The 12,121-nt window shown below is 64.5% G+C and carries 12 protein-coding genes; 7 read left to right on the plus strand and 5 right to left on the minus strand.

Features of this window, described 5'->3' with window-relative positions; genetic code table 11:
• Window positions 1–51: 51 nt before the first annotated feature.
• A complete protein-coding gene (pheT, locus tag ACJJVR_RS08505) occupies window positions 52–2,439 on the minus strand; it encodes a phenylalanine--tRNA ligase subunit beta (protein WP_405403784.1) in 2,388 nt (795 codons plus the stop codon).
• 171 nt (window positions 2,440–2,610) lie between these two features.
• On the opposite strand from pheT, the gene ACJJVR_RS08510 reads away from it, so the two are divergent.
• From ACJJVR_RS08510 to ACJJVR_RS08520, 3 genes are all read left to right on the plus strand, one after another.
• Entirely contained in the window at window positions 2,611–3,837 is a 1,227-nt protein-coding gene (locus ACJJVR_RS08510; RefSeq protein ID WP_405403786.1) for a hypothetical protein, read from the plus strand.
• 228 nt (window positions 3,838–4,065) lie between these two features.
• Window positions 4,066–4,365 carry a TM2 domain-containing protein gene (locus tag ACJJVR_RS08515; protein ID WP_405403787.1) on the plus strand — a complete coding sequence of 100 codons (300 nt, stop codon included), beginning with the start codon at window positions 4,066–4,068 and terminating at the stop codon, window positions 4,363–4,365.
• Window positions 4,366–4,471: 106 nt separating this feature from the next.
• Window positions 4,472–4,837, plus strand: coding sequence for a TM2 domain-containing protein (locus ACJJVR_RS08520; protein WP_405403789.1), 366 nt, complete (start codon window positions 4,472–4,474; stop codon window positions 4,835–4,837).
• A 40-nt stretch (window positions 4,838–4,877) separates the two neighbouring features.
• On the opposite strand, the gene pheS is transcribed toward ACJJVR_RS08520, so the two are convergent.
• The 3 genes from pheS to ACJJVR_RS08535 form a co-directional block, all read right to left on the minus strand.
• Complete coding sequence (pheS, locus tag ACJJVR_RS08525; protein WP_405403791.1) at window positions 4,878–5,960, minus strand: phenylalanine--tRNA ligase subunit alpha; 1,083 nt, start codon at window positions 5,958–5,960, stop codon at window positions 4,878–4,880.
• 75 nt (window positions 5,961–6,035) lie between these two features.
• On the minus strand, window positions 6,036–7,442 hold the full coding sequence (locus tag ACJJVR_RS08530; RefSeq protein WP_405403792.1) for an alanine/glycine:cation symporter family protein: 1,407 nt from the start codon (window positions 7,440–7,442) through the stop codon (window positions 6,036–6,038).
• 63 nt (window positions 7,443–7,505) lie between these two features.
• Window positions 7,506–8,861 (minus strand): cytochrome P450, encoded by a 1,356-nt coding sequence (locus ACJJVR_RS08535; RefSeq protein WP_405403794.1) that lies wholly within the window; start codon window positions 8,859–8,861, stop codon window positions 7,506–7,508.
• A gap of 393 nt (window positions 8,862–9,254) precedes the next feature.
• On the opposite strand from ACJJVR_RS08535, the gene ACJJVR_RS08540 reads away from it, so the two are divergent.
• The 3 genes from ACJJVR_RS08540 (at window position 9,255) to ACJJVR_RS08550 (ending at window position 10,817) form a co-directional block, all read left to right on the plus strand.
• Complete coding sequence (locus ACJJVR_RS08540; protein WP_405403795.1) at window positions 9,255–9,626, plus strand: hypothetical protein; 372 nt, start codon at window positions 9,255–9,257, stop codon at window positions 9,624–9,626.
• A gap of 122 nt (window positions 9,627–9,748) precedes the next feature.
• The gene (locus tag ACJJVR_RS08545) at window positions 9,749–10,357 is read left to right on the plus strand and encodes a LysE/ArgO family amino acid transporter (RefSeq protein ID WP_405404417.1); all 609 of its coding nucleotides are present in this window, start codon (window positions 9,749–9,751) and stop codon (window positions 10,355–10,357) included.
• Between the two features lie 64 nt (window positions 10,358–10,421).
• Window positions 10,422–10,817 (plus strand): hypothetical protein, encoded by a 396-nt coding sequence (locus tag ACJJVR_RS08550; RefSeq protein ID WP_405403796.1) that lies wholly within the window; start codon window positions 10,422–10,424, stop codon window positions 10,815–10,817.
• A 2-nt stretch (window positions 10,818–10,819) separates the two neighbouring features.
• Here the strand turns inward: ACJJVR_RS08550 and ACJJVR_RS08555 are convergent, their stop codons facing one another.
• Window positions 10,820–11,065 carry a hypothetical protein gene (locus tag ACJJVR_RS08555; protein ID WP_405403799.1) on the minus strand — a complete coding sequence of 82 codons (246 nt, stop codon included), beginning with the start codon at window positions 11,063–11,065 and terminating at the stop codon, window positions 10,820–10,822.
• A 513-nt stretch (window positions 11,066–11,578) separates the two neighbouring features.
• On the opposite strand from ACJJVR_RS08555, the gene ACJJVR_RS08560 reads away from it, so the two are divergent.
• Entirely contained in the window at window positions 11,579–12,055 is a 477-nt protein-coding gene (locus ACJJVR_RS08560) for an SRPBCC domain-containing protein (protein WP_405403801.1), read from the plus strand.
• The last annotated feature ends 66 nt before the right edge of the window (window positions 12,056–12,121 follow it).

The raw sequence follows: 12,121 nt of genomic DNA on the forward strand, positions 1-12,121 counted from the left end.
CCCCGCCCGGACATCCGGGCGGGGTCTTTTCATGGCGATGGCCGCATCGGATCAGGCGCGCAGGCGGCCGCCCGTGGCCTTTTCGACCTTTTCGACGATCTTGCGGCTGACCGCCTCGATGTCGGCATCGGTCAGGGTCTTGTCGCGGGGTTGCAGGCGCACGGTGATGGCCAGCGACTTCTGCCCACCCTCCAGCCCCTGGAACTGGTCAAAGACCGACACGCCCGTGATCAGCGCCTTGTCGGCACCCGTAGCGGCGTTCACCAAGGTCAGCGCCTCGACCCCGGCATCGACGACGAATGCGAAATCGCGGTCGACGGCCTGCAGTTCCGACAGTTCCAGCGCGGGGCGGGTCGGCGTCCTGACCTTTGGGAACGGCACGGCGGCCAGCTGGATGGTAAAGCCCACGGCCGGACCCTTGACGTCCATCTGGCGCAGCACCTTGGGATGGATCTCACCAAAGGTGGCCAGCACGTTCGGACCCAGGGCGATGTTGCCCGACCGTCCCGGATGCCACCAGCCGTCCAGCTTGCGGTTGACCTGGGCCTTGGCGGGGGCGCCGATGGCGTTCAGAATCGCCTCGGCATCGGCCTTGGCGTCGTACAGGTCCACCTTGCGGCGACTGCCGAACGGGTCGCGCGGTGCGGTCTGGCCGACCAGCAGCCCGCTGATGCGGACCGCCTGTTCGCCGGGTTCACCGCCCGAAAAGACCGGGCCCAGTTCGAACAGCGCCAGATCCGCGAAACCGCGCGCCTGATTGCGCGCCGCGGCCTGCAGCAGGCCGGGCAGCAGGTCGGGGCGCAGATGCGACATCTCGCTGCTGATCGGGTTTTCGACGCGCACGGCATCGGTCCCGCCGCCGAACAGCGCCGCCGACGCCTGATCGATAAAGCTGTAGGTCACGCATTCGTTGTAACCCAAGGCCGCAGCCATCCGGCGCGCGGTCTTTTCACGGACCTGCAACGGCGTCAGCACCGGTTTCGGCACGCCCGCTTGCGCGCGCGGCAGGGGCCTACCCTGCAGCCGGGTCAGGCTGGCGATGCGGGCGATCTCCTCGACCAGGTCGGCCTCGCCCAGAACGTCGGGACGCCAGGACGGGACATGGGCCATGTCGCCCTCCAGCCGGAAACCCAGGGCCTCCAGCGTGGCACGCTGATCCGCCTCGGGGATGTCCATGCCGACCAGCCGGATGGTCCGCTGCGGGTCCAGACGATAGGCGCGGTCTGTATCGGGCAGCGCCCCCGCGGTCACGACATCGGACGCCGCGCCGCCGCACAGGTCCATCACCATCCGCGTGGCCAGTTCCAGCCCCGGCAGGGTAAAGGCCGGGTCGATGCCGCGTTCGAACCGGTAGCGCGCATCGCTGTTGATCTTCAGCGCGCGGCCGGTCGCGGCGGTGGTGATCGGGTCGAAATAGGCGGCCTCGATGAACACATCGGTCGTTGTCTCGGACGCGCCGGATGCGGCGCCGCCCATGATGCCCGCGATGCTTTCGATGCCGTGATCGTCGCAGATTACCACAGCACCTTCGGGCAGGGCATAGGTCTTGTCGTCCAGCGCCACCAGCTCCTCTCCCGCGCGCGCGCCGCGCAGGGTCAGGTTGCCCGTGACCTTGGCCACGTCGAACACGTGCAGCGGCCGGTTCAGGTCAAAGGTGAACAGGTTGGTGACGTCCACCAGCGCATTGATCGGGCGCAGGCCGATCGCGCGCAGCCGCTTTTGCAGCCAGGCGGGCGACGGACCGTTCGTCACGCCACGCACCACACGGCCCGCAAAGAACGGAGCCTTGGCGGCAACGCCTGTGTCGATGGTCACGCCCACCGGGCAGGGGAATGTTCCCGGCACCGCATCGACCGTCACCGGTTTCAGCGTGCCCAGACCGCGCGCCGCCAGATCGCGGGCGATGCCGTGGACGCCCAGGGCGTCGGGGCGGTTCGGGGTGATCTTGATGTGGATCATCGGGTCGATCTTGTCGGGCGCGTTCTGCGCCAGCCAGTCGACGAACCTCTGGCCGACCTCTCCCGAAGGCAGCTCGATGATGCCGTCATGTTCTTCGGACAGCTCCAGCTCGCGCTCGGACGCCATCATGCCGTGGCTTTCGACACCGCGGATGCGGCCCACGCCCAGGGTCGTGTCGATGCCCGGGACATAATCGCCGGGCTTGGCCAGAACCACCGTGATGCCCGCACGCGCGTTGGGCGCGCCGCAGACGATCTGCTTTTCGCCCTCGTTGGTCATGACGCGACAGACGCGCAGGCGGTCGGCGTCGGGATGCTGCTGGGCATCCTCGATCCGCGCCAGGGTAAAGGTGCCCAGCCGGGCTGCGGGGTCGGCGATCTCCTCGACCTCCAGCCCAAGGTCGGTCAGCGCCTTGGCGATCTGGTCGAGGGTCGCGGTGGTGTCGAGATGCTCCTTGAGCCAGGAGAGGGTGAACTTCATGGCGTCTGCCTTCCGGGTCGGCCCGCGCGGGGACTTTGCCGCCTTGAACCGTGCCATGCGTGCTGGGTCAAGCCGGATCAGCAGATTTCCACGAATCCCGGGCAATTCACGGCACTTGTCGGAGGACGTCCACGGTGCGACAGTGCGGCGAAACAAATTCAAGGTGTCATCATGAGTGTCATGTCCCGACTTGCGCCTCTGCCCCTGTTGCTGCTGGCAACCCTGCCCGCGCAGGCGCAGGATGCGCCGCCCCAGCCGATGTGCTCCGGCCAGCCCGCCAGTTGGCTGGGCGCGGACGGCGATTCCAGCGACATCACGGCTGCGGACGCGGCCCTGTCACAGCAGATGACGACCACTGCCAGCAGCAGCCCCTATGCGATGTTCCGCGTAACGGGCGCCATGCAACCCCTGCGGCTGGAGGCGTCATCGGACGGTGACCCCTCGATCCGGCTGGAAACACCCGATGGCGACCTCTTGGCAGAGAACGACGACGCCGTTGGTCTGAATGCGCGGATCGAACAGTCTGTAGGACCGGGCGATTATTGCGTGCGCCTGGTCCCCGTCGGCGCGGCGGACATGACCGCAACGGTCCAGGTGACCCGCCCCGAAATGCCCGCCCTTTTGACCGATCCCGTGGACACCACGATCGCTGCCTGCACAGCCGACACACCCGCCGAAAGCCTGACCCAAGGGCCGCTGGACGCAGCCCTGCCCGCGCAGGCGCAAACCGACGGCACTGTCCGCTATCTGAAATTCGCGCTTGAAAACAGCGCCTCGCTGACGCTGAAGGCGGTCAGCGACGGGTTGGATCCGAACATGGTTCTGTTCGACGGATCGGGCGCGCAGATCGCTGCCAATGACGATGCGGATGGCCTGAATGCGCGCCTGGATTTCCCAAGCGGGCTGGCCGCAGGGGATTACTGTCTGGGTGTGGCACCGATTTCATCGGGCGAGGGCACGATCGCCGTCAGTGTCGAGGCGCTGGACCGCAACAGCTATCTGCGCACCGCTTGGCGCAAAGGCGAACTGCCTCCCCCCACGGACGCTGATTACCCGATGCAGAAGATCGACCTGTCCGCGGACCGCGAGACAGTCGTCCTGCAGGACGGCACTGCGCAGTGGCTGTCCTTCACGCTGGATCGTGAAACGGCGCTGATGATCAGCGCGTATGGCGAATTGGTGGGCATCGATGCCAAACTGGCACTGTTCTCCCGGAACGGCGCGGTCGTCGCGCAGGCAGACGACACGGATGGCAGCCTGGATGCGCGATTGGGACCGGTCGTCCTGGAGCCGGGCGAATACCGGATGGCGTTGACGGATGTGAACAGGCCCGACCAGCCGGGCGCCCCGATCAGGCCAGTGGGTCTTGTTTTCGACCGGTTCGAGCGCGTCGAATAAGGGGATCGCATCCCGCCGGGGCACAGGCGGTGTGTCCCACGCATGCAAGCTCTGCGCACTGTTGGGGTCATGGTCGCGTGGGAATCGTTCGTCGACGTCTGCGGGGCCTTGTCGGGTATCCGGGCAAAGGAGACGAACAGGGTTCGGATCTTGTGTGGCAGGCGGGGGTTCCTATCTTGAAAGCGCGTGCCGATGCGGCGCGCGGATACAACAAGGAGAGCCGGACGGATGGATGTGCAGCGCGAATTGCTGATCGAGCAGCGGGTGGCCAACGAGGCGAAATCGCCGCTGATCGCCTATCTGCTGCTGATCTTCCTGTGGGGGTTCGGGGTACACCGCATGTATCTGGGCCGCTGGATCAGCGGGTTCATCATGCTGGCAATCTGGGGCGTGGGCTGGCTGACGGTGCCCATTCTGATCGGCTGGCCGGCCGTGGCCTTTGTGTTGTTGTGGTGCGTGATCGACCTGTTCTTGATTCCGGGCATGGTCCGCTCTGACCGCGAAGACATCCGCCGGCGGCTGCGGTAAATCCGCATCCGTTCATCTGTCTCTAACATTTTCGTGATTTTCTCTTCGGGATCAGGTCAGGGCGTCTGTTATTGCCGCCCTGACGATTTCAACCGGAGATTTCACTGTGTCGCTTGATACCCAACAACAGATTTTGATCGAACAACGCGTCAGCAATGACGGAAAATCGCCGCTGATTGCGTATCTGCTGCTGATATTTCTGGGTTGGGTCGGCGCGCATCGTTTCTATCTGCGCAAGACAGGATCGGCCGCGACCATGCTGGTGCTTTGGGTGGTCGGACTGATGACGATTGCTGCCGGTATCGGGCTGATCATTCTGGCGGCGATCGGAATCTGGGCTTTCGTCGACCTGTTTCTGATTCCCGGGATGGTGCGTGACCACCATCAGGTCCTGCGCCAAAGGCTGGCACAGGAAATGGCTGGGACCGCGACGCCGGACATCCGACAGCCGGCATCTGCCCTTGGTGCCTGAACAAAACGCGCTGCCGATCAGGCAGCGCGCGCAATAGCCATTAGCGACTGAGGCCGCCGCTGATACTGGGCGTGTCTCCGGCGGCGAAGCCGTAGTGGCGCAGCCAGCGCAGGTCCGATTCAAAGAAGGCGCGCAGATCGGGGATACCGTATTTCAGCATCGCGATGCGGTCGATGCCCATGCCAAAGGCGAAACCCTGCCACTGGTCGGGGTCGATCCCGCCCGAACGCAGGACATGCGGATGCACCATGCCGGAACCCAGGATTTCCAGCCAGGAATTGCCCTCACCGATCTTCAGCTGACCGCCTTCCCATGAGCAGCGGATGTCGACCTCGGCCGATGGTTCGGTGAAGGGGAAATGCGACGCGCGAAAGCGCAATTCGACCGACGGAACCTCAAAGAAGGCCCGACAGAACTCCTCCAGCGTCCATTTCAGATGCGCCATGCTGATGTCGCGGTCGATGGCCAACCCCTCGATCTGGTGGAACATCGGCGTGTGGGTCTGATCCATGTCCATGCGATAGACGCGACCGGGCGCGATGACGCGTATGGGGGCACCCTGATCCTGCATGGCGCGGATCTGGACGGGCGATGTGTGGGTGCGCAGCACGTGCGGCGGACGGTTGTCGCCAGGCTTGCGATGCATGAAGAACGTATCATGTTCCTGGCGCGCGGGATGTTCGGGCGCGATGTTCAGCGCGTCGAAATTGTACCAGTCGCTTTCGACCTGCGGCCCCTCGGCAACGGCAAAGCCCATGTCGGCAAAGATCGCCGTGACCTCGTCCGTGACCTGGCTGATCGGATGGATCGTGCCCTGGCGCCGGGGGCGTCCCGGCAGGGTCACGTCCAGCCATTCGTCCTTGAGGCGCGCGTCCAGCGCGGCATCCTCAAGCGACAGCTTGCGCGCGCGCAGAGCCGCATCGATCTCATCGCGGATCTGGTTCAGCGCCTTGCCGGTGGTCTGGCGTTCCTCGGGCGACATGCGGCCCAGTTCGCGCATGCGCAGGGAAAGATCGCCCTTCTTGCCCAAAGCTGCCAGGCGCACCTCTTCGATCGCCTGAGGTTCGGTGGCGGCGTTGATGCGGTCAAGCCATTGCTGGCGCAGGGGGGTCAGGTCATCCATCACGGGCCTCTTGCAAGTTGCGCCCGCGTTAGCATGGCCGGGCGCGCGGGGTAAAGGCCGCGCGCCCGGCCCGGATTATTTCCAGATGTCGCGGTTCACGCCCGGCGCAATGCCGGGATGGTCGGCAATATGGAACTGGGGTTCGGCACCTGCCTTGCGCTGGCGCAGATAGTCGCGGGTGACGACCGCAACCGTGCCCGACAGCCCGACGATGGCGATCAGGTTGATCGTGGCCATCAATCCCATGCTGGCATCGGCAAAGTTGAAGACGGTCGTGACGGCCTGCAACGAGCCCCAGACCACCATGCCAAGCGCCGCAACGCGCAGGACCATGATCCCCGACTTGCCCGCGCCCAGATAGACGACCGCGTTTTCGGCATAGGAATAGTTGCCGATGATCGAGGTGAACGCAAAAAAGAAGATCGCCACCGCCACGAAGATCTGACCAAAGTTTCCGAAATGGTCGGCAAGCGCGGCTTGGGTCAGGTTCACGCCGGTCAGCTGGTCGGATGGCATCACGTCGGCCAGCAGGATCATCACCGCCGTGGCGGTGCAGACCAGGATGGTGTCGATGAACACCCCCAAGGCCTGGACAAAGCCCTGGCTGGCCGGGTGGTGCGGGTTCGGGACCGCGACTGCGGCGATGTTGGGTGCGGACCCCATGCCGGCCTCGTTCGAGAACAAGCCGCGCTTAATGCCGTTCAGCATCGCGGCCATGACCCCGCCGGCGACGCCCCCCACGGTTTCCTGCAACCCAAAGGCGGAACGCACGATGCCCGACAGGATGCCAGGCACCTCGGTGATATTCATCACCAGGATGACGACGGCAACCAGCAGATAAAGGCCTGCCATGATCGGGACGATGAACTGGGCCGTCCGCGCGATCTGAGGAATTCCACCAAAGATGATGATGCCCGACAGGACCGCGACGGCGATGCCCACCATGCCGGCATTCAGGCCAAAGGCGCCTTCGACCGCCTGCGCGATGGAATTGGCCTGGACCGCGTTGAACACCAGGCCAAAGGCAATGATCAACGCAACCGCGAACAACGCCGCCAGCCAGGGCAGGCCCAGCCCACGCGCGATGTACTGGGCGGGACCGCCACGATACATGCCGTCACTGCCATGCGTCTTGTACAGCTGCGCCAGCGTCGATTCCGCATAGGCCGTGGCCATGCCGACCAGGGCGACCATCCACATCCAGAAGATCGCACCCGGACCGCCCAGCGTCAGCGCGACCGCGACGCCCGCGATGTTGCCGGTGCCCACGCGGCTTGCCAACGACACCGACAGCGCCTGAAAGGGGGTGATCCCGTCCTTGTCGGTCTCTCCGGAGCCGCGCACGCAGCGCCACATTTCGGCAAAGTGCCGGAACTGGATGAAGCCCAGACGGATCGTGAAGAAAATGCCCACGGCCAGAAGGCCATAGATCAGCACGTACCCCCAGAAGATGGTGTTGAGAAAATCGATGATGGCGGTCATGGCGGTCTCCGCTGCTTTTTCAAGGAGCAGTCTGTAACGACCATGAGAGCATTCGCAAGCGGCTTAGTCGCGGGGTGTAACCGTCAGCCAGACGCCGCCTTCGGGGCGCAGCGTTAGGATCATCCGCGGCTGCGGTTCGCGTCCCGGCACGCGGGCGAACCGGAAACGGGCCAGCAGTGTCGACAGGATGATCACCGCCTCCTGCAGGGCAAAGCTGGCGCCGATGCAGATGCGCGGCCCCGCCCCGAACGGCAGAAACGCATAGCGATCGGGCGCGGTCAGGAACCGGTCGGGATCAAAGGCGTCGGGCCGGTCCCACAGCAGGTGGTGGCGGTGCAGGGCATAGATCGGCATCATCACCGTGTCGCCGGGGTTGATCTGACGGCCGCACAGGGTATCGCGCGCCTGTGCCGTGCGCGACAGAAAGGCCGCGGGAGGGTACAGGCGTAACGTTTCATTCACGATGCGCATGGTCAGGGGCAGCGCACCCAGATCCGCAGCCGTGGCGGCGCGGTCACCCAGCGCGGCGCGGGCCTCTGCGGCGGCGGCCTCTTGGATGTCGGGGGCAAAGGCCATCAGGTACAGCGCCCAGGCCAGCGTCAGGGCAGTCGTCTCGTGTCCCGCGACGATAAAGGTCAACAGGTTGTCGCGCAGCTCGTCCCGGGTCATCGTACGGCCGGTCTCAGGGTCCTGCGCCACCAGCAACAGGTCCAACAGGTCGGGCGGCCCATGCTTTTCGACGGCCTGCGCGCGGGCGGCGATGGATTGGTCGGCGATGCCCTTCATCCGTTTCAGCCCCGGACCCGAAAACAGCCGCCCCGGTCGCGGCAACCATGCAGGCAGGCCCAGCACATCCATCAGCGACAGTTTCGCCGTCTGCGCGATATAGGCATCGATCGACTGGTGCACCGCGTCGCGGTCGAACATCCCGTCGCCCGAAAAGGTCACGTCTGAAATCACGTCAAAGGTCGCAGCGACCGTTTCCTGGAACAGGTCGACCGGCCCCCGCGCCTGCGACAGGCGGCGGCACGACGCCTCGGCGGCGGCGGTCATCACGGGGCCAAGCGCCTCGACATGGCGTTGGGCAAAGGCGGGGGCCGCGGCGCGACGTTGCCAGCGCCAATGCGCGCCCTCGGCCACGAACAGGCTGTCGCCGATGGCGGGGTTCAGGATCAGCTTGGTCGTCACCGATTTCGGATAGTCGTCCAGCTTGTCCTTGAGGATCCGGCGCAGGGCCGCCGGGTCCATCACCATGTGCCAACTGACGCCTGTCTTTCCCGACACGATGGGCTGGCGCGTGGCGATGGCGGGAATCAGTTCCAGCACGTTGCGGCGCGCGGTCATCGCCGTGCCCCACAGGCCAAGGGGCACGGTTGCCAGCGGCACCTTGGCGGGGTCGGCTTGGGGCAGGTCGAACATGGCGGCGGCCTTTGGCTAAGCGCGATCAGCCAAAGTTGGGGGCGCACAGGCGTCGGGTCAACCGTCGGGCAGCGGCCCTGATGTCGCGGGCAACACTGCCGGGGCCGCGGCCGCCCGCACCCCAGGCGCCAGTCCTGTTGGCCAACACCCGTCCAGCAGGCATCGCCGAACCCCTGCGCATGACGCCAGCCCATGCGCACGCCGTCAAAGGGATCACCCTGCAGCCTCCCGAACCCCAGCCTGTTGCAACCCGACCTGTCGGTCAGAGACATGCGCCGGGGCCCGCATCATCGCGGTCGCTGTCACCCCATGCGCAAAAAGGGCATTTGCGGCTGGCGGTCGCATGATCGCACAGGCGGCCCGAATGGCGCGCCGCACACCCCTGCACCACCGGTGACCGCCGCCGATACTTTGCCCGTCGGCGATGTGCTGTTCGTGGTCGATGGCAATTGGCAACAAATGACCGGAATTATGCGCAGCCAGCGGCCTGTACCCGGATTGTCCGCCTTCGTGCCGATCATCACCATGACCCACGCGATGCGACCATCGCACCCCAACCCTGGCAAATACGGCACCAGCATCCGTTCCCGCATACCAACATGGCCATGTGGAGGCCCGGCCGTGCACCCGCCTGAACCGCTGGCCACAACGCATCAGGACAGTGGCAAGCCATTCCACCAGAGCGCCCAGCCGTTGGACCATGGCCGATGGTGTCGCCCCGACGTTTCCGGTCACCGCGTCAAAAGCGGTCTGTCTGCACGATGATCGCGACGGTGCGGGGTCGCATCGTCCATCATGGGTCGCCCTGCCCCGGCATCGACTGCGTGACGTTGTCTAACCCTGCGGCTGCAGCTAGACCAACGGCGATCAACGACTGGATGCGCCCGATGAACCCTGCGATCTTTCTGACCGGACTGATGACGGCCCTCAGCCTGATCGTCGCGATCGGGGCGCAGAATGCATTCGTGCTGCGCCAGGGCCTGCGTGGTGATCACGTTCTGGCGGTCTGCCTGACCTGCGCGCTGTCTGATGCCGCCCTGATCGTGCTGGGAGTGACCAGCTTTGGCAAAATTTCCGCCTTGCTGCCGTGGATCGACCCAGTGATGCGCGTGGCAGGGGCGGCGTTCCTGATCTGGTACGGCGCTCGCAGCCTGCGCGCCGCGCTCAGCGGGACCGAAGCGCTGGACGCGGGCCACGACCGCGGGCCTGCAGGGTTGCGCCGGACGGTGCTGGCGTGCCTGGCACTGACATGGCTGAACCCCCATGTCTATCTGGACACGGTCGTGCTGTTGGGAACAATCTCCACACGGTTTGCGGGCTCGCGCATTGCATTCACGGCAGGCGCGGTGACCGGATCCTTCGTGTTCTTTTTCGCCCTGGGCTATGGAGCCGCCTGGCTTCGCCCGATTTTCGCGAAACCGATCGCCTGGCGGATTCTTGAAGCGCTCATCACCATAGTCATGTGGTCGATCGCCGCCAAGCTGCTGCTGGGCTAGCAAAACCGGACAAATCGAGAAATGGAATGACCGGGGCAACCCCGCTTTGCGACAACTGTGGTGAGTGACCGGCGGTGGTCCGTACACGCGCCTGAACGTCATTCCGTCGCGCGATCCTGCGATCGGGCTGTTTGTTGGACTGGACGTGTCGGTCCGCAAGACGATCGTCTGGGTGACGGACGTGAACGGTAAAGTTCTGAACAATGTTGAGGCCAAGCCGCAGATGATCGCATCCCTGCTCCGCTTGCTTGTCGGGCAGTATCCAAGAGCGGGCTTGGAAGTGCGCCCTATGCCGCAAGGGCTCTACAGCGGCTTGGCCGCAGCACCCCAACCGATCCTCTGCGTCGAGATGTGGCACATAGCGGCGGCCCTGTCGGCGCAGATCTGCAAGTCGGACAGGACCGGCGCACAAATTCCAGCAGTCGACGGCCATCGATACCAAGAGCAACCTGTGGGTTAGCTTCAGAACTTTGGCGTGAAGGTTGGCGCGGTCACATGGCCAATGGTCACGGCACGGGTGATCGACACATCCCGTTCATGATAATCGCGCCGCTGCTGGAGGTCCGGCACGTCCTTCGGGAACAGCATCAGCACCTGCATCTTGCAATGGAGCGGCTGGCCGCAGGTGATGGCATCTGCCGCCTGCGCATGACCACGCCGGTGGGTCGGTCCGCTTGTTTCACAGGCCGTCAGGGCGAACACATCCAAGGCAACTCGCGGTCTTTGATCGCGATCCATCCTGGCCTATTTCGGACTGACGCACGCGCGCTGCCAATCAGCGCGCTGTTCACGGTCGTGACATGATCCTGGCCAAGCTAGGACCCGTGTTGCGGTGGCCCGACGTCTTGCGATGATCCAGGATCGGGTGTGGATCGACGGCAAGGAATATCGTTTGCGGGCGCCGTCCCCCTGATCCGGCCAATACAGAACCGCGCCCCTGCTTGGGCAGGGGGCTTGCAGGGATGCGCAGGCAATTCCCGGCGGGGCCTGAACGTATCGCCTACCGCAATTCCCGAAAAAGATTGGTATGCCTCTCCCTCCGACACCGGCATGACACGATGCTTGGGCCGACTTTGAAAAGAAGCAAGACACCTGCCGGGATCGCCGCCATGGGCAGTGATATCATCTGAGACGTTGCCCGGGTCACCAAGCAACCGGGAAAGGTCGATCCAGCGCGGTCCTGCGTCTTTTGGGGCGCAAAGATGCGTGTTAGGTCGGGTTATGGCATCAGAACGTATCGACCGGGCAGAACGGATCATATCAGCCTCAGCAGACGACCTGTATCGGGCGTTTCTGGACCCTGCGTTACTTGAAAAGTGGCTGCCACCTTCCGGGATGAGCGGAATTGTTCATGAGATCGATGCGACCAAGGGCGGCGGCTATGTCATGAGCCTCTATCACGAAGAGGGTACGCCCGCTGCAACCGGAAAGACCAGCGAACGTGAAGATCGATTTCGCGTTGCATTCGATGAGCTTGTGCCCGGGAAACAGGTCGTGCAGCGCGTGATCTTCGACGCTTCTGATCCAAGTTTCGCGGGAGCCATGAAGCAGACCTGGACGCTCTCTGCGGCTGGTCAAACCACAAGGGTTTCAGTCGCCTGCGAGAATGTTCCCACGGGCATTCGGCCCGAAGACCACTCTATTGGGCTCAACTCCTCGTTGGAAAACCTGGCCTTGGCAATCGAGGTCAACAACTGAAGCACCACAGCGGTGTCTCGAACGGCTGCTTTGTTAGGGTCCTGTTGAAAAAACATCGGTGCTCGG

Source organism: Paracoccus sp. Ld10, from assembly GCF_045064235.1.
GTDB lineage: Bacteria > Pseudomonadota > Alphaproteobacteria > Rhodobacterales > Rhodobacteraceae > Paracoccus.